At 63.6% G+C, this 17,682-nt stretch carries 17 protein-coding genes, 1 tRNA gene and 2 pseudogenes; 12 read left to right on the forward strand and 8 right to left on the reverse strand.

From position 1 onward, the window contains the following. The first annotated feature begins 66 nt into the window (after positions 1 to 66). A complete protein-coding gene (locus tag E4O86_RS06105; protein ID WP_161139638.1) occupies positions 67 to 954 on the forward strand; it encodes a LysR family transcriptional regulator in 888 nt (295 codons plus the stop codon). Between the two features lie 54 nt (positions 955 to 1,008). Here E4O86_RS06105 and E4O86_RS06110 read toward each other — a convergent pair whose 3' ends face one another. The 5 genes from E4O86_RS06110 to E4O86_RS06130 all read right to left on the reverse strand — a co-directional run bounded on the left by E4O86_RS06110 (position 1,009) and on the right by E4O86_RS06130 (position 5,402). After that, positions 1,009 to 1,875 (reverse strand): ABC transporter permease, encoded by an 867-nt coding sequence (locus tag E4O86_RS06110; RefSeq protein ID WP_161139639.1) that lies wholly within the window; start codon positions 1,873 to 1,875, stop codon positions 1,009 to 1,011. Further along, positions 1,872 to 2,645 (reverse strand): ABC transporter ATP-binding protein, encoded by a 774-nt coding sequence (locus tag E4O86_RS06115; protein ID WP_161139640.1) that lies wholly within the window; start codon positions 2,643 to 2,645, stop codon positions 1,872 to 1,874. The genes E4O86_RS06110 and E4O86_RS06115 overlap by 4 nt, the downstream gene beginning before the upstream one ends. A gap of 98 nt (positions 2,646 to 2,743) precedes the next feature. After that, entirely contained in the window at positions 2,744 to 3,067 is a 324-nt protein-coding gene (locus E4O86_RS06120) for an AtuA-related protein (protein ID WP_161139641.1), read from the reverse strand. Between the two features lie 2 nt (positions 3,068 to 3,069). Then, entirely contained in the window at positions 3,070 to 4,416 is a 1,347-nt protein-coding gene (locus E4O86_RS06125; protein WP_161139642.1) for an acyclic terpene utilization AtuA family protein, read from the reverse strand. A gap of 56 nt (positions 4,417 to 4,472) precedes the next feature. Then, complete coding sequence (locus tag E4O86_RS06130; protein WP_161139643.1) at positions 4,473 to 5,402, reverse strand: amidohydrolase family protein; 930 nt, start codon at positions 5,400 to 5,402, stop codon at positions 4,473 to 4,475. A gap of 730 nt (positions 5,403 to 6,132) precedes the next feature. Between E4O86_RS06130 and E4O86_RS24020 the strand changes: the two are divergent. From E4O86_RS24020 to E4O86_RS06160, 7 genes and pseudogenes are all read left to right on the forward strand, one after another. Next, positions 6,133 to 6,261, forward strand: a pseudogene (locus E4O86_RS24020) (IS4 family transposase); the annotation flags it as partial. A 518-nt stretch (positions 6,262 to 6,779) separates the two neighbouring features. Further along, a complete protein-coding gene (locus E4O86_RS06135) occupies positions 6,780 to 7,877 on the forward strand; it encodes a PIN domain-containing protein (RefSeq protein WP_161139644.1) in 1,098 nt (365 codons plus the stop codon). 629 nt (positions 7,878 to 8,506) lie between these two features. Continuing rightward, complete coding sequence (locus tag E4O86_RS06140) at positions 8,507 to 8,893, forward strand: cupin domain-containing protein (protein ID WP_161139645.1); 387 nt, start codon at positions 8,507 to 8,509, stop codon at positions 8,891 to 8,893. Between the two features lie 84 nt (positions 8,894 to 8,977). After that, entirely contained in the window at positions 8,978 to 9,589 is a 612-nt protein-coding gene (locus E4O86_RS06145) for a TetR family transcriptional regulator C-terminal domain-containing protein (RefSeq protein WP_161139646.1), read from the forward strand. A 179-nt stretch (positions 9,590 to 9,768) separates the two neighbouring features. After that, a pseudogene (locus E4O86_RS06150) lies at positions 9,769 to 9,930 on the forward strand (helix-turn-helix transcriptional regulator); the annotation flags it as partial. Between the two features lie 102 nt (positions 9,931 to 10,032). After that, on the forward strand, positions 10,033 to 10,281 hold the full coding sequence (locus E4O86_RS06155) for a type II toxin-antitoxin system Phd/YefM family antitoxin (protein WP_161139647.1): 249 nt from the start codon (positions 10,033 to 10,035) through the stop codon (positions 10,279 to 10,281). Beyond that, complete coding sequence (locus E4O86_RS06160; protein WP_161139648.1) at positions 10,278 to 10,739, forward strand: type II toxin-antitoxin system VapC family toxin; 462 nt, start codon at positions 10,278 to 10,280, stop codon at positions 10,737 to 10,739. Before E4O86_RS06155 ends, E4O86_RS06160 begins: the two co-directional genes overlap by 4 nt. Positions 10,740 to 10,859: 120 nt before the next feature. Here the strand turns inward: E4O86_RS06160 and E4O86_RS06165 are convergent, their stop codons facing one another. After that, complete coding sequence (locus tag E4O86_RS06165; protein WP_161139649.1) at positions 10,860 to 11,984, reverse strand: hypothetical protein; 1,125 nt, start codon at positions 11,982 to 11,984, stop codon at positions 10,860 to 10,862. Positions 11,985 to 12,177: 193 nt separating this feature from the next. On the opposite strand from E4O86_RS06165, the gene E4O86_RS06170 reads away from it, so the two are divergent. Further along, positions 12,178 to 13,701 (forward strand): peptidoglycan-binding protein, encoded by a 1,524-nt coding sequence (locus E4O86_RS06170; protein ID WP_161139650.1) that lies wholly within the window; start codon positions 12,178 to 12,180, stop codon positions 13,699 to 13,701. A gap of 44 nt (positions 13,702 to 13,745) precedes the next feature. On the opposite strand, the gene E4O86_RS06175 is transcribed toward E4O86_RS06170, so the two are convergent. Next, complete coding sequence (locus tag E4O86_RS06175) at positions 13,746 to 14,105, reverse strand: phosphoglycerate kinase (RefSeq protein ID WP_161139651.1); 360 nt, start codon at positions 14,103 to 14,105, stop codon at positions 13,746 to 13,748. A gap of 468 nt (positions 14,106 to 14,573) precedes the next feature. On the opposite strand from E4O86_RS06175, the gene E4O86_RS06180 reads away from it, so the two are divergent. Beyond that, the gene (locus E4O86_RS06180) at positions 14,574 to 15,488 is read left to right on the forward strand and encodes a restriction endonuclease (protein WP_161139652.1); all 915 of its coding nucleotides are present in this window, start codon (positions 14,574 to 14,576) and stop codon (positions 15,486 to 15,488) included. Between the two features lie 250 nt (positions 15,489 to 15,738). Here the strand turns inward: E4O86_RS06180 and E4O86_RS06185 are convergent. Further along, positions 15,739 to 15,831, reverse strand: a tRNA-Ser gene (locus E4O86_RS06185). A gap of 352 nt (positions 15,832 to 16,183) precedes the next feature. Between E4O86_RS06185 and E4O86_RS06190 the strand changes: the two genes are divergently transcribed. After that, positions 16,184 to 16,573 carry a VOC family protein gene (locus E4O86_RS06190; RefSeq protein WP_343039107.1) on the forward strand — a complete coding sequence of 130 codons (390 nt, stop codon included), beginning with the start codon at positions 16,184 to 16,186 and terminating at the stop codon, positions 16,571 to 16,573. Positions 16,574 to 16,799: 226 nt separating this feature from the next. Continuing rightward, complete coding sequence (locus E4O86_RS06195; protein ID WP_246206239.1) at positions 16,800 to 17,612, forward strand: enoyl-CoA hydratase/isomerase family protein; 813 nt, start codon at positions 16,800 to 16,802, stop codon at positions 17,610 to 17,612. Positions 17,613 to 17,682 lie beyond the last annotated feature (70 nt).

Below are 17,682 nucleotides of genomic sequence, written 5' to 3' on the forward strand. Positions count from 1 at the left end.
GAGCATGCCCGCGCGGCGATGCGAGCCAAAGGCGTGTTCCCCGCAGCAAGCTGTACGAGTGAGCCCATGAATCTGAGACAGATGGAAGTTTTCAACGCCATTATGAAGGTTGGTTCCGTCACGGAAGCTGCCCGGCTGCTCAATGTCACGCAGCCGGCGATCAGCGCCGTGCTGCGCCATTGCGAGACGACGCTGAAGTTCAAGCTTTTCGACCGGGTCCGCGGTCGGCTCGTGCCGACACCCGAGGCCGAGGAAATCTATCCGTACATATCGAGCGTGTTCGAGCGTATCGAGGCCATCGATCACATGACGCGGGACCTGTCCGGGGCCAAGCGGGGCGTGCTCTCCGTCGCCGCGACCTTTGCCATTGCGAACGGACCTCTGGCCAATGCAGCGGCGCAGCTGGTGCGGCTGCATCCCGACATCCGCATAACGATCAACTCGCTGCCCACCGCGCAGGTGGTGAGCAGGGTGGCGCGGCGCGAGGCCAATTTCGGCATCGGCTTCGGGCCCATCCTCGATTCGTCGGTGGAGAGCCAGAGCCTCGCCGCGTCGGAAGTCGCCTGCATCATGCCCAAGGACCACCGGCTTGCGGGTGAAGCCGCCATCTCTCCCAACATGCTTCGGCACGAGAACATCATCACCTACGCGCCGTATTCGCTGATCGGCGCGCTCGTCGAGACTGCCTTCAAGGCAGAGGGAGTCGATATTCGAAGGACGGTCCAGATCAATTACTCCAGTACCGCCTACTCTCTGGTCGAACAGGGTGTCGGACTCGCTTTGGTCGAACCCTTCCTGCTGCGATCGCAGCCCTCGCCGCTGCTGGTCGCGCGGCGTCTGGTGCCGGCCATCCCGATCGAAACGCACCTGATTCAATCGATCGGGAGTTCCCAATCCGCGTCCGGGAACCTGCTGCTACGTTTGCTCACCGACGAAATCCTGGCGATATTCTGACGACACGACGCAGCCTCTGCCGGCATCGCGCAGGAACGTCGCTGCCGCGATTCATCAGGCCAGCATTCCCCATTTCCTGATCGTCCTGGCTTCAACGACCTTGAAGAAGACGTTCTCGATGATCAGTCCGATGATGATGATGGTCAGCAGGCCGGCAAAGACCGAGGCGATGTCGAGGCGGTTCTTGCTCTCGAAGATGAACCAGCCCAATCCGCCACTGCTCGAGGACACGCCGAACACCAGCTCTGCGGCAATCAGGGTTCGCCAGGAAAAGGCCCAGGCGATCTTCAGGCCCGCCAGGATGCTGGGAAAGGCGGCCGGGATCAGAATCTGGCGGAAGAAGGCAAAGCCGCGGAGCTCATAGTTGCGGCCGACCATTTTCAGCGTGTTCGACACGCTGTTGAAGCCGGAATGGGCATTCAGGGAAACGGCCCAGATGACCGAGTGCACAAGAACGAACACCACGCCCCCCACACCCAGCCCGAACCAGATAAGCGCGAGCGGCAGCAGCGCGATCGCCGGCAGCGGGTTGAACATGGCCGTCAGCGTTTCAAGCAGGTCGGTGCCTATGCGGGTCCTGAACGCGATAGCCGTCAGCAGGGTGGCAAGCACGATGCCGACCCCCAGCCCCATGAACAGCACCTTCAGGGAAACCACGACACGCGCAGGAATGACCCCGCTGACGACGCCGTCCACCAGCGCCTCTATCGTGGCGCTGAACGTAGGAAAGAGCAGGTCGTTGTCCAGCCACGTCGCATAGATCTGCCAGATGGCGGCAAGCACGATCAGCAGCACCGTCTTGCGCAGCCAGGAAAGATTGTAGGCGGCCGCCAGCAGAGACGGCTTCTGTGCCACGACCAGAAGTCGATCCGTCGCCTGGGGTTCGCAGAAGACTTCCGGTCTACCGAATGTCTGGGTCATGATTGGGCCGTTTCCTCCCCCGGAAACAGAAGCTGGTGTATCTTGTCCTGCAGGGCCACGGAGGCGACCGGATCCTGCGGCCGGGGCAGGCTGTTGAGTTCCGCTCTGACCTGCCCCGGATGCGGGCTGAGCAGCAGGATGCGGCTGCCGATCTTGACGGCCTCCGAAATCGAATGCGTCACGAACAGGACGGTGAAGCGACTGGCGTCCCAAAGGGCCAGCAGTTCGTCCTGCATCCGCTGGCGCGTCAACGCGTCGAGAGCGGCAAACGGCTCGTCCATCAGCAGGATCTCGGGCTCCATCGCCATCCCCCGCACGATCGCCACGCGCTGCTTCTGCCCTCCCGACAGCATGTGCGGATACGATTCCGCGACGCGCTCCAAGCCGGCCAGGTTTATGTAGTGCATGGCCTTGTCGTCGGCCTCGCGGGCATTGAGCTTGCGCGTCGCCAGCAACGGGAAGACGATGTTCTGGCGGACCGTTTTCCAAGGCAGGAGCTGGTCGAATTCCTGGAACACCATCATGCGGTCGGCGCCTGGGTGGTTGATTGCCCGTCCGCCGATCTTTATGGAGCCTTCGGTCGGCTTCAGGTAACCGCCAACCGCCTTCAGCAGGCTAGATTTTCCGCAGCCCGATGCGCCCAGAATGACGAAGCGATCCGACTGTTCGACGTTGAAGTCGACACGGTAGGTTGCCGTGACTGCGACATTGCCGACTCGGTACTGGAGCGTGACTCCCTTGACCTCGAGAAGTGGGGCAGCTGCACTCAAGGGTTCGGCCTACTCACTGTTATTGCGTCCGGGTTTCGCGGTAGTCCGCAGAACGAGGGGAGCGAGGCATCGCTTCGCCCGCCCTCCCTTCGGACTGCCTATGTAGTCTGGCTGGAATCCAGCTCGATGCCCAGCATGACGCTCGATAGGGTCTTGCCGTGGGCATCCTGCGCCAGCGAGATGGTCACCCCCCCGCCCAATGCGCCTTCGATCACGAAGTTGAAGGCCTTCAGGTTGGGCAGTTCATAGCGGGTGACCGGACCGGAGGCGATGTGGGCGAATTCCTGCATGACGCGGTCTGCCGTCAGATGCGTGGCCAGGAACTGCCAGTCTTTCTTGTCGTAGCAGACAACGGAGATATTGGAGGTGTTGCCCTTGTCGCCGGCGCGGCTCGAGGCGATGTCGTATACTCGGATCGGCATGATCAGTTCTCCAACACCACCTGAGTGCGGACGAGGTGCTTTGGAATAAGCACCGACTTTACCGCCAGGACGTCGCGGACCTTGGGATCGGAACCCCCGCCACCGCCGCCCGGGCCGTGGATGTGCATGGCACGCGTTTCGAAGCCGACAGCTTGCGCCGCACGCCGATTCTGCGTCCGTCCGGCCAGGCGAAGGCGTACTTCGTATGGCTCCACCCGCTCGTCAAGCTTGCCATGAAGGCTCGACATGCCGATAAAGTCGACGCGGAAATCGTCATAGACGAAATTCTGCTTCCGCAAGCGTTCCTTGACGATCTCGGCCGCCCAACGGGCCCGATCCAGGGCGCCGATGCCGCCGTAGCTGACCTCTCCCTCGCCTATATAGCCGTCTGTATAGCCGACCGTGACCTTGTAGGAATCCGTCGCCGGCTTGCCGATCGCGCCCCTCGCCTGCACGCGGTTTTCGCCGGCCTGGATCAGGTCGACGCCGGTAATATCCATCACGCAATCGGGCGTTATGTAGTTCTGCGGATCGTGAACTTCATAGATGAGCTGCTCGCTGCAGGTCTGGACGCTGACCAGGCCGCCGGTACCCGGCGTCTTGCTGATGAACAGGCTGCCATCTCGGCCGACATCCGCATAGGGGAAGGCGCTGTCGGCAAGGTTGGGCACATCCTTCTTGCCGGGCCAGCCGAAATAGCCACCGGCGACGGAGACGCTGCATTCGAGCAGGTGCCCGGCCATTGTGCCTTGCCCCATCAAGGTCTGGTTGTCGCTCGTCCAGCCGAACTCATGCATCAGAGGGGCCAGAAACAGCGACGGATCCGCCACCCGCCCGGTGATCACGATCGGCGCCCGCGTGCGCAGCGCTTCGCAGATGACGTCCGCTCCGAGATAGGCGTTGGCGGAAACGATCCTGTCCATCAGCGACTCGACCGGCAGATGGTCCTCGAGCAGCTCCAGCCCTGGATTGCTGCGGACCAGCTCGGTGACATCGTCGCCCAGCACCACGGCGACCGGAACGCTGCCCAGGCCGAGATTGGTCGCTTCGTCACGGGCAGCCCGGGCGGCCCCCAGCGGATTTGCCGCCCCCATGTTGGTGACGATCCGGATGTTTTTTTCCATGCAGGTCGGCAGGAGCATCTGCAGCCGTTCATGCAGCGAGGGCGTATATCCCTTGTCCGGATCTTTCGCCCGCGACAGGTTTTCCCGCGCAATCGTCCTTTCCGCGAGGCATTCCAGCACCAGGTAGTCGAGGTCCACCCTGCTCACAAGGTCGAGCGCCGGCGTCAGGCGGTCATCGGAGAATCCGGCGCCTACGCCGATGCGCACGGCATCGATAGATTTCATTGCATCGTCTCCTAGTGGTTTGCAGGCACGCAGGAAAACCGCCGGTGAGCTGGGCTCTATGCGGCCGGGAAGCCGTAGAGGCGGGCGGGGTTCTCGGCGAGAATGAGAGCCATGGTCCGGGGGCTTGCCACCCATCTGTTGAGCCGGTTCAAGGCGGCGCCATCGTCTTCGCGCCGCAGCGGTTCGATATCGAACGGTGTCAGTTTCGAGTTCCTGGGCTTTTCCCGGTGGGGCCAGTCCGAGCCCCATACGAGCCGCTCGGGATTGGCATCGACCAGCGCATGCACGATATCGCCGACATCGGCATAGTCCGGAGCGTTCGAGATCCGGTGCGGCGCCGAAACCTTCACGTAGACCCTACCGTCGCGAACCAGTTCGAGCAGGTCCCGGAAGCCCGGCTGCTCGCGCCACCGGCTGGCGTCGCAGCGGCCGAAGTGATCGAACACAAATGTGGTGTGCGGGTTCTTCTCGATGGTGGGCCGAAGCTTGGCGATGACATCGACATTGGTCCATATCTGGACATGCCAGCCGAACGGGCCGACGCGATCGGCCATGAGCTGGAGCCGCTCGCGCGCGGCGACCGCATCATTGTCGCCGTGTGCCTCGAGGTTGAGCCGAACGCCGCGCACGCCGGCGGCGTCGAGTCTGACGAGTTCGTCGTTCGTCGTTTCGGCATTGAAGCCCGCAATCCCGCGAGCCCGGTCTCCCAGACGTCCAAGCATGTCGATGAGGGACCGGTTGTCCGCACCGTAGACGCTGGGCTGCACGATGACGGCGCGCTCCAGCCCAAGTACATGCTGCAGCCTGAGCAGATCCTCCAACGAAGCATCCGGCGGAGTGAAGGTACGATCTTCGGAGTAAGGATAGCGATCCTGCGGGCCAAACACATGGCAGTGGCAATCGCAGGCATACTTGGGCATCACAAAATCGATATCCGAATGAACGACATCGATTATGCTATTGATGTTCGTATGCTGTGTGGCCACGTCTGATTACTTCCGGTGATTATCATTGTTCACGCCCGTTGGTTTTGTCAAAAAGTGCGGTGAGCAGTCAAATCATTTTCATGGCGCGCGATATAATGTCGGTTTATGGGATGCGCGTAACCTCGCCGCTTGCGGTGCGAGCCTGGACGCAGGCGTCACGGCCATGGCCGTGCGCGCTCGGAGAAGCCGGAGTTGGAACGCCTGGCGCTTATCGGCTCAGCGTCGGGATATTTCGAGAGTTCGCCAGGCTCTCCGGGTTGGCGAGCGCGGTGTCGTTGGCAGTCGGCCGCCCGTGAATTGCTGCGCGCACCGTCTCCGAGATGTTTCCCGGTCGGGTGCGCGGAATGTCACCTCCGGCGCGCCGATTTTCAGCCGCAGGCCATGCGAGGTTCGGCGGCAAGGACGGTGAACAGGACGGGTTCAGCGGGTCGGTCGCCGGTGCCCGAGCGGGGAGGGGCCTGGGGCATGCGCGATCTTGCAGCCCCGGTCCTGAGCGGTCGCTTCGGCGACGTGCCGCCCTCTCCCTCGTCATCGCCGGCCTCTCGCTCTGCCCGCTCGTCGTGATCGCCGGACGTGATCCGGCGATCCATGCCGCGTTCCCCCGCCCCTGTCGTCGTCGCCGGATCAGGCCCACTGCTGTCCGGTTTAATTTCTGGACTGGGTGCACGGTGTTGATTCTACTCGTGTTCAGACGTTGGCGCGTCTTCCGGACACGACAGGGGGCAACACCGTGCGGCATCACAATAGCGTTTTCCACGATGTCCTGAAGCAGGTTCCGTGGGGCGTGTTCGAGCGGCTGGTGGAAGAACACGCGGCGGCGAAGCGCCCCCCGCGCGCGTCGCGGACCGGCAGGAGGATCTGGACGAGATGCATCGGGGCGGCTCCGGGGGGCGGCAGGACCTCCGAATTCTACCCAGAATCTGCGGACCCTGTCTCGGATATCCGCATCCTGGCTCGCTCCTGTCCCGCTTATCCGCATCCTGGCTCGATCCCCTCTCGGATATCCGGATGCTGTCTCGATCCTGTCTCGGATATTCTGGGATCCTGTCTGGGCTTTCGCATCCCGCCTCGGGCTTCGGTCCGCGCTCCGAACCGGCGACCCACCGCCCGGTTGCCTCCGCCTGATCCGAAGCGCCGCATGCCAGCCGGTTCGAGTCCTGTCGGGTTGCGCCAAAATTCCGCCAGATAGGATGAAACTGGGCCCTCCCTCGCTCGGTACGTCGCCATTGCGCGGCAAGCGGTCGTTCGCCGAACAACGGAATCGGGTAGGATCGCAGGCGCGCGAAAGCTGCCAGGGAAGGCTCAGTATTCCCGAAAGCGCACCTCTCTGCGCCACACCATGACATCCTCGTCTAGGCTGAGGTTGGATAGCAAAGCATGGAGCAATCCCAGTCCTCAAAGTATCGTCCCGCCGAGCCACTTGAGTCCCGCCATGTCTTCTTGGACACTCAGGTCTATCGAGCGCTCGGTTACAATCCCGAAAACCCGGCTCTAAAGACACTCAAGGACCATATCCAAGCTCATCGCGTGGTGCTGCACGTAACCGACATTACCCTGCTCGAGGTGAAACGGCAGCTTGTGGAGGCAGCGCATACGAGAGCCAGGGAACTTATCGCAATAGAGAGGGATCTGCGACGCTGGCGCAAACAGGCGCCCGATGCAACGCCGAAGCGGGTGCTGGAGATTGACGCGGCCGGAATCGGCGAAGAGCTCTTCCAGCGGTTTTATTCGTTCATTGCTCATGAGTGTCGTGCAAAGGTGCATAATTCCCTCGCTGTAGTGAGCGCAGAAGAGGTGTTCCAGAGCTATTTTGCGCGGAAAGCGCCGTTCGACCGAGAGGGGTCGAAAGAATTCCCAGACGCTTTTGCCCTTGCAGGGCTCTCGAAGGCGGCCGCGAGCTCTGGCGACAAGATCTACATTGTCACCGGCGACGGCGCTATGGGAAGAGCCGCGAAGGGCGATCCAAACTTGCTGTCGTTGAGAACTATCCAGGAGGTTCTATCTCGCGCAGCGGCCAAGATGGGATCTGAAGCGGAAGGTATCGCCGAAGCACTGCTGAACGAGGCCGCCTTTGACGCAAGCTTCGAACGGCTGCTGGAAACTGGAGTGAAGGACGTCGCCTTCATTTACGCCGGCGATCTCGCCGAGGGAGAGGCTTACGAAGGCGAACTAACCGAAATTGAGCAGGTCGGCGACTGGTCCATCGTGGGTCTGAGCGAGAAGCGCGTCAGCCTCATCCTGGATACGACGATCAAGGTGTCGGTAGAGGTCCAGTATGAGGATCGAGACTCTGCATTCTACGACCGCGAGGACGGCGTGTGGATCGGAGCCGAGGACGCCGCGATGGAGGTAGAGGATAAGGCTGAAGTCGCGGTTCTGGTGGAGATCGACCGCGCTTCGGGGGAGGTAGTCGGGGGCGAACTGCTCACAAGCGAGATTAGAGTCTCCGGCTCGTACGACGATCTCTATTCATGATTTTATAAGGATAACAGCGCCGTAGCAGTTCCCCGTTTCATCCTCTCCGGCGCGCCGATTTCCAGCCGCAGGCCATGCGGGGTTCGGTCGCAAGGATGGTGCACAGGTCCGGTTCAGCAGGTCGGCGGCCGGTGCCTGAGCGGGGGGAGGGGCCTGGGACATGCGCGACCTTGCAGTCCCGGTCCTGAGCGGCCGCTCCTCGTCATCGCCGGCCTCGCTCCGCCGCTCCGTCGTCATCGCCGGACTTGATCCGGCGATCCAGGGGCGTGCCGGCCTCGCTCCGCCCTCTCCGCCGTCGGCGCCGGACTTGATCCGGCGATCCAGGGGCGTGCCGGCCTTGCTCCGCCCGCTTCGTCGGCATCGCCGGCCCTGATCCGGCGATCCAGGGGCGGGCGACACGACACCGAAGCCGGCTGGATGCCCCGGTCAAGCCCGGGCACGACGACAATGCAGGCGGGAGCGGTCGCGACGGCGTCGCCGATCCGTGCTTGACGCCGGAAGGCAAGCGCGTAAGCTGCGATTAGACCGATCGGTCTAGCGCTCGGGCGATCATCGTTCCCGGCGCGAAGACCGTGGATCGGGCAAGCGCACCGGCAGAACGCCGGGCCAAGGAAAGGGGAGGCATCATCATGCGGGTCGCCAAGGAAGACGTCGACGTCAGGATGGCAATCCCGGGCGCGGTCGTGCGCCAGCGTCTCGGGTTCGGAAATGTCGGCGGCTACGACGAGATCAGCGGCGAATATTTCACGCTTTCGGCAGGCGTCGACACCACCCCGCTTTTCGAGGGGCTCGATGGCGGCGTCTGCAACTGTCCCCATTGGGGCTTCGTGCTGCGCGGCAGGATCACGACGACCGACAGGGATGGCAGGCAGGAGACGGTCGGGACCGACGATCTGTTCTACTGGCCGCCCGGTCACAACGTGAAGGTCGAGGACGACGCGGAGATCATCATGTTCAGCCCTCAGCGCGAGCACAGCCACGTCATCGATCACATGATCAGGAAGACGGCGGGCTAGGTCGCCTCCGGCGCCCGGGACCGCATCATTGTTTCCGTGCGCCCCGGGCGGGTGGCATCCCGGCACCAGGCCGACGATCCGATTGTGACGCATTCCACCAAGCAACGCCTGATCGATGCCGGTCTTCGGCTGCTCCTGGAGCACGGCTACAACGATCTCGGCCTGCAGGCCCTGCTCGCGGAGACGCGCCTGCCGAAGGGCTCGTTCTATCACCACTTCAAGGACAAGGAGGATTTCGCGCTGCAGGTCGTCGACGCCTACATGGCTGAGGTCCATGCGGCGCTCGACGAATGTCTGCGGGACCTGGACCTGCCTCCGGTCGCCCGGCTCGAACGCTTCTTCGAGATGACGGCACGGAAGTACCGCGAAGAAGGCTACATGGGCTGCCTGATGGGCGGCCTGGGTCAGGAACTCTCCGGTGTGAGCGAGGTTTTCCGCCGGAAGATCGAAGCGTGCTTCTCGACGATCGCCGAACGTATCTCGGTGTGCCTGGAAGAGGCGAGGACAAGCGGATCCATTCCCGGCGACGTCGATGTGCTTCAGATGGCGAATCTCATCGTCGACTGCTGGGAAGGTGCGGCGTTGCGAAGCCGCCTCAGGCGGAATCCGGCATCGCTGAACGCGATGCTCGATTTCTGCCTGCGTTCGGTCCGCGAGCCGAAGAGGAGCGACGCGGCGCTCCGCTCATCGGCCTGATGCAGCAGGCGACGCCCCTCTGGCCGCAGCCGACAGCGTCCGCGGCGATGATCGCGCCCGGGGTGAGCCCGGGCCGGCCCCGCGCCAGGATGCGCCAGGATGTTGATGAACCGCCCGGTCTGCGGGCCGGTTGCGAAAAGGCGGCGGTCCGCTGACATTCGCCAGGATCAGGGCGCAGAACCCGGTCCACCATCTACCGCAAGATCGCCGAGGGCGCGTTCCCGCCCCAGATCAAGATCAGCGTCAACGGCGCGGGCTGGCGGGAATCCGACATCGACCGATGGGGCGCCAACTCCGTGGCATGGCGGTCGGGAAGCGGGCGTGGCTCCAGTGGCGTCTGAGCGCGCCTTGCGGCTGATGCTGCAAGCGTCGGGATCGGCGTTGAAATCCGCCCTCCAACAGGCCTAATTGTAGTCACATATGGCTACATATGGGGGCGCAACATGCTGACCATCAACGTCAGAGACGCCAAGGCCGGATTTTCCAGCCTGGTCGATGAAGCCGTCAAAGGAGAGATCGTGACCATCACCCGTCATGGCAAGCCCGTTGCGGCCCTGGTTTCGATCGAGGCGGCGGAGATCGCGCGCAAGGCGCTGGCGCGCAAACGGGCGGGCCTTGTCAGCTATCTGAGGACGTTCCCGGGCGGAGAGTTCCCGCGCAACCGCAAACCATCGCGCGATGTCGGGCTTTGAGCGGCTTCCTTCTCGATACCGACGTTGTTTCCATGCTCGCGCCGTCCAAGGCGGAAGCATCCGCAGGCTTCCTCACCTGGCTGCACCGCATGGACACCGATGGGCGGCTCTTTCTGTCGGTCGTCTCCATCCATGAGATCGAGAAGGGAATCGCGCGCCTCGAGCATAAGGGGGCGACGGCGCAAGCCGCGAGCCTGAAAGCATGGCTCGGTGGTCTCGTCGCCACATACGATGACAAGATCATTGGCTTTGACGCGCAGGCCGCCGCAATCGGCGGGCGGCTGGAGGCGAAGGCGCTTGCGGCCGGTCACGACCCCGGCATGGCCGATGCCGTGATTGCCGGTATCGCCGCAGCGCATGAACTCATCGTTGTCACCCGCAACACGAAGCATTTCCTGCCGTTCGGCGTCGCCGTGTTGTCGCCTGACGAGGCGGCTGCACAAGGCGGCCCGGCATGACCTGGGCGACCTTGCGCGAGGATGGCGAACGAGCGGACGCGACCTGGGGGTTTCGAGTCCGGGCATGGGTTCGCGACATGGCTGCTTCGCTCCGGCGCCGGATTCCGTTCGGCGGAGCCGTCATCCCCCGTTCGCTTCAAGGGCCGCTTGCGTCGCTTCCAGCATTTTCTGCGCCCACTGGTATCCCGGATAGTCGTTCGGGACGCTGCGCAGTTCGTATGCGGCCCGGCCGAGGTCGCGTCTGCCAAGCGCTTTTCCCGATCCAAGAAGGACCGCGGATACGCTCGCCCAACCTTCGGCAAGGTAGCTTAGTGCGACCGCGTAGACGAGAGCCTTGCGGTACTCTTTGCCGACCAGCAACGCGTTGAAACACTCCGCCAACGAGGCGTCGTTCTTCTTGTCGCGCATGATGCTCATCGCTTGTTGGCCTATGACGGACTGCGAGGCGGACGTAACCACCTCCCAATCCGTCTGGCCTTGCCGCAAACGGTCGGCGTGCTCCTTGTCGCTCATCGCGGGACACCATTCGACAAAGTTCGCGAACAGTTGCTTGCTCCGGGCGGACTCCGTGGAGAGCTCTTTCTTCGCCTGCGCCATCCGCTGCTCGAACGCCTCGTCGTAAAGCGCGTAGACGTAGGCGGTGCCGTCGAGCACGTCGAGCTTCGCCAGGATGGCCTCGGTGTCGGTGGTCTTGAGTGTTCGCTTCGCGCCCGCCAGCGTCTTCTTGGCCATCGCCATGTCGGTCGCGCCGAGGGCGCCCGATCCGTAATAGGCGGCAAGCAGGTCGCCGCCGCGCGCGGCGCCGCTGCGTTCGTTGAGATACGCCGTCCAGATCGCACCTGCCCAGTCATGCCCGCTGGCCACCGTCAGGCCGACGCAGGAATTGACGATGGTGTCGGCATTGTCGCGGCTGCCGATCTCTTGCCGGAGAGCCTCGACGGCCTCTGCGATAGCGGCGAACTTGTCGGCGGCGCTCGCGTCCGAATCCGCGAAAACCCCCTTAGCCTCGCGGCTTGCGCATTGCGCGACCAGGCGCTTCGTTCTCGTCGGGTCGCGCTGCTGCAGCGTCTTGAGATGTGGTCTGAACTGCTCGCGATAGCGTTCCAGCACGCTGCCGAACAGCTCCATCACCTCGTCCCGCGTCTTCGCCAGTTCCGCTTCGCTTGCCGGCTCCGGCGTGGCGGCCGACGCCGCCGCCACAGGAAGGATCAGAAATCCGAGCAGAAGAAATGGTGCGCCCCGCATTGCACCTCTCCCGACTGTTTCGTGGGTGCAAGATTAGCCGGATGTGGTTCGATTGTATACGCACGTCAATGCATGGCAACGTGCAGGGCGCATGGGAGGCGTTCAGCGTCATCGAGGCGGCGGCTGTGGTTGATTTCTTCTCTCGCGGCTAGTAATTTCGAGGAACAGGGACAGTTCGGCTTGGGGCGCGATCATGATCGCACTGCCGCCCTTGCGCTTTGCCGCTGCTCGTCGTCCGGCACGGATGGGCTTGCTTGTTGCCGCCTGCGTGGCCCTTCTGGGCTTCATGGCAGGCCGCGCGGCGGCCGACGCCACAATCTACTATTCAGCGGACGGGAATGCCTATGGCTGGTGTGCCGGCGGTAGTCCCGGCAGGCTGGATTCCTGCGCGCGCAAGTGGTGCGTCGAAGGCGGCGGCAAGGACTGCCGGGCCGTGGTGGCATGCCGCGGTGGCTGGGGCGCCATCGCAAGGCCGCAGGAACCTGCCGAGGGCATCGGCGCCGTCTGCGGGCTTAGCGACGCGGGCTCGGCCCGCATTGCCGCCCTGGTCCTGTGCATGACGGAAACCAGGACGCTCTGCTGGACCGACACGACGTTCAACAGGAGAGGTTCGAGCCTCGACCAGCGGAGCAATCGCGCTTTCGACAGGGTTTTCCAGGCTCAGAGGATGCTGCAATTGCTCGAAATTCCGGGCTGGGACGTTTTCGATGGCGCACTGGGTCCGAAGACGAAGGCGGCCATCCGCACCTTTCAGGTACGGCTGGGAATGGTGGAGGACGGCGCCGTGTCGGACGAGTTGCTGCAGGCACTTGCCGATGCTCTCGGCGGCACGGACATGCTATTCCGCAGTTTGGACCTGAGAACGGTACTTCGGCCGGGGCAAAGCTATGCGCATCTGAGCCATGCGCCTCCGAAGCAGTCCTTCAATGCGGTTACCGAAAACCTGCCGGAGAACCGGCGGTTGACCCGATTGGCAAGAATGATCCGCGTACGCGAACTGCCGTGCGGCATTCCGGCGCGCGCGGCCAGGCTTTCCGATGGCAAATGGACCATCACCTGTGCCGAGCGCGAATACGAACTGAGGCAGTTGGAAGACGGCAGTTCGAAGATTGCCTTCACACCCGAAGCCGGGACCGAAAGGAAAGACGACCCTCCGGCGCTGACCGGCGATGCTGCGGCCGCGTTTTCGTCCGCGTATTATGGCTGGGTCGGACCTGTCGTTGCGGAAAAGCTGCTCCGCTTCGCGAGCGATTGGAGCGACGACGATCTGGCGGATCAGTTGGATATCCTGCGCGAACTCCAGGGCGAGGACTATTTGGAGAAGTGCCGAAAGATGGAAAAGACGCTTCCCGTGCTGACGAGCGGCGCGGCGCCGGCCGCACGTCTCCACGATCTTTACGAGGCGGTCGAGGCCGAGGTCCGCAGGCTGAACGCTACGCCTGACGGGCCCCAGGATACGGTCCAACTGCACGCCGATTGCATGACGCTCGCCCGCTACGAGAAAAGGCCATGGGCGGCACTGTTTTTCTCCATGGTGCTTGCCGAGGGGTTTCCCGTTTTGGGGGTCTATCCGAGCGTGATCCTCAGTTCCGAAGAACTCGGCGTGACCGATTTCGAGCGCGTCAGGCTCTATGCCGAGAGCGCCAATGACGAAACGCCGCCCGCGGAATGGGCAAAGGCGGTGCTGCCTTTTTTCCTCGATCCGCCTCAGAAATAGGGCAGGACCCCAGCCAGATGACCATTGGAACGATACACGAGCGGTTACCAGCACCCGTGATAGACCACGGCCATTCCATCTGAGATCGCCGCCTTGGCATTGGCGATGAAGCGATCTGTGATTTTCCCGCCAACGGTTTCGCTATAGTCCGATCCGAGCTTGTCCCGCCCAATATCCCGCCGCAAGCGATCGAGATCAGCGTCGTTCAGACGAACAGTGCTCAGATAGAACTCGTCGTCCCGCCCACCCTTCCTGGCGTAGAGCGCACTCATCCAGGAATGAAGATCGCCATCGCGCCGCCACGTCGCCAGTTGCTCCGCATAACGCTCGTCGAAATGGATATCGACCTCGGCATCGCCGATTGAAGCGGCTGGGATTGCGAAGGCGTAGGCATCAAGGCTCATGATCGCAATGCCAAATCGGCAAGAGCGAAAACTGACCCGGCATTGGAAAGTTTCCCCGTTACAATCGATCCGACAAGAATCCTATTCGCTGTCGACGCAAAAACAACCGGGACCACGAATCCCTTTCCTTTCCGTTCCTGTTGTCACTCGATGCAGCGATCAGGACGTCATATGGCATGAGCTTCCGGTCTCGCAGAACCTGATCCAGTACAAGTGCCCGGCCGCCCCCCGCTTGATGGCTTCCCCTTGAGTGGTGTGGCTCGGCGGCAGTGCCGCTGATGATGCCCGCGCCTTTCATCGCGCTGTAGGGCGTCATCAGCGGATGGATCAGAATGAAGAGATCTTTGCCCGATTTATGAACGACAAATCCTTTCAGAAGGTGGTGACAGGTTGGCTCTCCTCTGAGGCCTATTGCAAGCTTCGACTTCCAGCGGGAGCAAAGAGCACCGCCGACGAAGGGATCGAATAATGGCCATCCCCGACTATCAATCTCTCATGCTCCCAGTTCTGCAGGTAGCTGCCAAGACCGAAACCTCCGTGCCACTGGCCGAAGCTGAGATTGCGACGAAATTCGGTCTCTCGGATGATGACCGCGAGCAGATGCTGCCGAGCGGCAAACAGCGCGTTCTCCACAACCGCATCCATTGGGCAAAGTTCTATCTGACGAAGGCCGGACTCCTGGAAAGTCCCAAGCGCGGACGCTTCGCGATAACACCGGCTGGGCAGCAGGTGCTGGCCAATCCGCCCGCCAGCCTCGATACCAAGTACCTGCTTGCGATCCCAGCGTTTCGCGATTTCTACCGGGGTGGGGACGATTCCGAGGCAGTCACCGCAGCGGCCGAAGTGGAGCCTCCGTCCGCGACGCCTGAGGAGGTGGTCGAAGCAGCCTACAAAGCCGTCCACGCTGCACTGCGCGCAGACCTGCTGGACCGCATCCTTCAAAACAGCCCGAGCTTCTTTGAGCAGGTCATCGTCGAACTTCTGGTGGCGATGGGCTACGGGGGCTCCCATCGCAATGCGTCCGAGCAACTCGGCAAATCCGGCGACGGGGGCGTTGACGGCGTTATCAACGAGGATGTTCTCGGTCTTGATCGCGTCTACGTCCAAGCGAAACGCTACGCCCCGGGAAGCGCGGTCGGGCGGCCCGAGATCCAGGCATTCACCGGAAGCCTGGTCGGCCTCGGCGCGTCGAAAGGCGTCTTCGTGACGACCTCGACGTTTTCCGCTCAGGCTGTCGAGTTCGCGTCGCGCATTCCCCAGCGTGTGATCCTGATCGATGGACCCCGCCTGACGGAGCTGATGGTCGAACACGGTGTCGGGGTGCGTTCCAGCCGCGTGCTGGAGTTCAAACGTCTCGATGAGGATTTTTTCTCGGAGGACTGACGCTCAGCGGAGGGGATATCAATTCGGACCGCCCGTCCTGGCAATTTCTCCTATTTTTTCTGCGGGTTAGCAAACCGTACTGGTACCGGTTCAGTCCAGAGGTCGAGAGAAAAAGCGCAGAGAGAGAGAGAGAGAACGCTCGGAGCCGAGTGTGCCGACGTCGCAGTCCAGAGGTTCCCGTCCGAACCGCGCGGTTCCTTGGCGTTTCAGCCCCGCGGTCGAGATCGGAGAACGTTCGACCCGGTAGAAATGGCGGAGAGGATGGGATTCGAACCCACGAGACGGTTTTTGGCCGTCTACTCCCTTAGCAGGGGAGCGCCTTCGACCACTCGGCCACCTCTCCGCGGCGGGATGTGGCCGGTTTCCCGGGCTTAGTCAACCGCCGGGCCTGCAGATTTCCCGGCACCGCCCGGCGCGCGGCCTGCCGTCGCTTCTCGTGATGAGGCGATGGCGTCCGGGCCGACCGCCGGCCGCCCGGTGCCGGACGCCCGCTGCGCCGCCGAGGCTTCCTCGCCTCGGCCTCACCGAGCACGACTTCACCATTCACGACTTCACGCCTTCTCACGTCCGCGACGGCCCCTCGGCCTCAATGCCGCACGAATGCCGTGCGAGCATCGGTTTCCGTGGGGCGCCCCGCAATGTCCGCGCCGTCGCTCCGCCCGCCCGCGGATGCGGGCAAGGAAGGGAGTCCGGCCATGCTGAGGATCGTTCTGACGAGCGTGCTGGTTGACGATCAGGAGAAGGCGCTGCGCTTCTACCGCGACGTCCTCGGCTTCGTTCTGAGGTTCGACATCCCGATGGGCGCGCACCGCTGGCTGACGCTGGTGGCGCCCGGCGATCCGGAGGGCGTCCAGCTCCTTCTGGAACCGGACGTCCATCCCGCGGCGAAGCCCTTCAAGGCCGCCCTTTTCGCCGACGGCATCCCGGCGACGTCGTTCGGCGTCGAGGACGTCGAGGCCGAATATCGGCGCCTTTGCGGGCTCGGCGTCGCCTTCACCCAGCCTCCGGTGAACATGGGGCCGGTCACGATCGCGACCTTCGACGATACCTGCGGCAATCTCATCCAGATCGCCGAGCAGCACTGACCCGCTCTCCCGCGCGGCCCGCTTTGGCGGATCGCCTGGCGGCGGGGCGAACGCGCGCAGCGATGCGCCGCAGCGCGGCCGCGGCGCCCGTCCCGCCGATCCGGCGGGAGCCTCGATCGCGTTCAAGGATGCGCGTTCGCGCGCGCGGGCTGTTGCGTTCGGGGCCGGTCGTGGGCGAGTAAGCCGCACCGGGGCGGAATCCGCCCGAGCAGGAGAGATCCTTCCGATGAGCAATGTTCTCGCCAAGCCCCAGCCGGACCTGAACGGGATGGAGTTCGACGGCTTTTCCGTCGCGGTGGACGCGGCCGGGCAGCGCGGCGACATCATCCTCGACCGGGGTGAGTTCAACACCATCTCGATGGACGAGCGCGACGAGCTGCGCGCCGCCTTCGAGATCCTCGACCGCGATCCCCGCGTGCGCGTCATCGTGCTGCGCGCCGCCGGCGAGCATTTCTCCTCCGGCGGCTTCATCAGGGGCTTCCTGGAGGCGGCGCCGGAGCTTGTCTCCAAGCTCGCGGACAACGTGGCCGCTCCGGCGCGCTGCGAGAAGCCGGTGATCGCCGCCAATCGCGGCTATACGTTCGGGGTCGGCTTCGAGCTGTCGCTCGCCTGCGATTTCCGCATCGCCTCCGAGACCGTGCAATACGCCCTGCCGGAACAGAGGCTCGGCCAGATCCCGGGCTCCGGCGGATCGGCCCGGCTGCAGAAGATCGTCGGCATCACGCGGACGAAGGACATCGTCATGCGGTCCCGGCGGATCAAGGCGGACCAGGCGCTCGCCTGGGGCATCGCGACCGAGGTGGTGCCGGACGACCGGCTCGAGGCGGCGACGGATGCGCTCGTCGCGGAGCTCGTCACCTTCTCGCCGATCGCGCAGCGCACCGCCAAGCGGCTTCTGAACGAGACCGAGGAATGCCATCTCGGCACCGCTATCGAGCTGGAAGGCCATTGCTATTCGCGCCTTCGGCAGTCCGATGACTTCCGGGAAGGCGTGCTCGCCTTCCACGAGAAGCGCCCGCCGCAGTTCAAGGGCAGCTGAGAGGGCGCTCGCGCGTGGCGGGCCCGCTCCCCGCCCGGCCTGCGGCCGCGGCGCCGCCCGGCACCGGCCG

Source organism: Propylenella binzhouense (assembly GCF_009866965.1).
Classification (GTDB): Bacteria; Pseudomonadota; Alphaproteobacteria; order Rhizobiales; family Afifellaceae; genus Propylenella; species Propylenella binzhouense.

Excerpts from the sequence above, each read along its gene's own strand:
- E4O86_RS06105 (WP_161139638.1), top strand. The coding sequence starts at position 67 with ATGAATCTGAGACAGATGGAAGTTTTCAACGCCATTATGAAGGTTGGT.
- E4O86_RS06110 (WP_161139639.1), bottom strand. The coding sequence starts at position 1,875 with ATGACCCAGACATTCGGTAGACCGGAAGTCTTCTGCGAACCCCAGGCG.
- E4O86_RS06120 (WP_161139641.1), bottom strand. The coding sequence starts at position 3,067 with ATGCCGATCCGAGTATACGACATCGCCTCGAGCCGCGCCGGCGACAAG.
- E4O86_RS06125 (WP_161139642.1), bottom strand. The coding sequence starts at position 4,416 with ATGAAATCTATCGATGCCGTGCGCATCGGCGTAGGCGCCGGATTCTCC.
- E4O86_RS06135 (WP_161139644.1), top strand. The coding sequence starts at position 6,780 with ATGGAGCAATCCCAGTCCTCAAAGTATCGTCCCGCCGAGCCACTTGAG.
- E4O86_RS06140 (WP_161139645.1), top strand. The coding sequence starts at position 8,507 with ATGCGGGTCGCCAAGGAAGACGTCGACGTCAGGATGGCAATCCCGGGC.
- E4O86_RS06155 (WP_161139647.1), top strand. The coding sequence starts at position 10,033 with ATGCTGACCATCAACGTCAGAGACGCCAAGGCCGGATTTTCCAGCCTG.
- E4O86_RS06165 (WP_161139649.1), bottom strand. The coding sequence starts at position 11,984 with ATGCGGGGCGCACCATTTCTTCTGCTCGGATTTCTGATCCTTCCTGTG.
- E4O86_RS06170 (WP_161139650.1), top strand. The coding sequence starts at position 12,178 with ATGATCGCACTGCCGCCCTTGCGCTTTGCCGCTGCTCGTCGTCCGGCA.
- E4O86_RS06175 (WP_161139651.1), bottom strand. The coding sequence starts at position 14,105 with ATGAGCCTTGATGCCTACGCCTTCGCAATCCCAGCCGCTTCAATCGGC.
- E4O86_RS06180 (WP_161139652.1), top strand. The coding sequence starts at position 14,574 with ATGGCCATCCCCGACTATCAATCTCTCATGCTCCCAGTTCTGCAGGTA.
- E4O86_RS06190 (WP_343039107.1), top strand. The coding sequence starts at position 16,184 with ATGCTGAGGATCGTTCTGACGAGCGTGCTGGTTGACGATCAGGAGAAG.
- E4O86_RS06195 (WP_246206239.1), top strand. The coding sequence starts at position 16,800 with ATGAGCAATGTTCTCGCCAAGCCCCAGCCGGACCTGAACGGGATGGAG.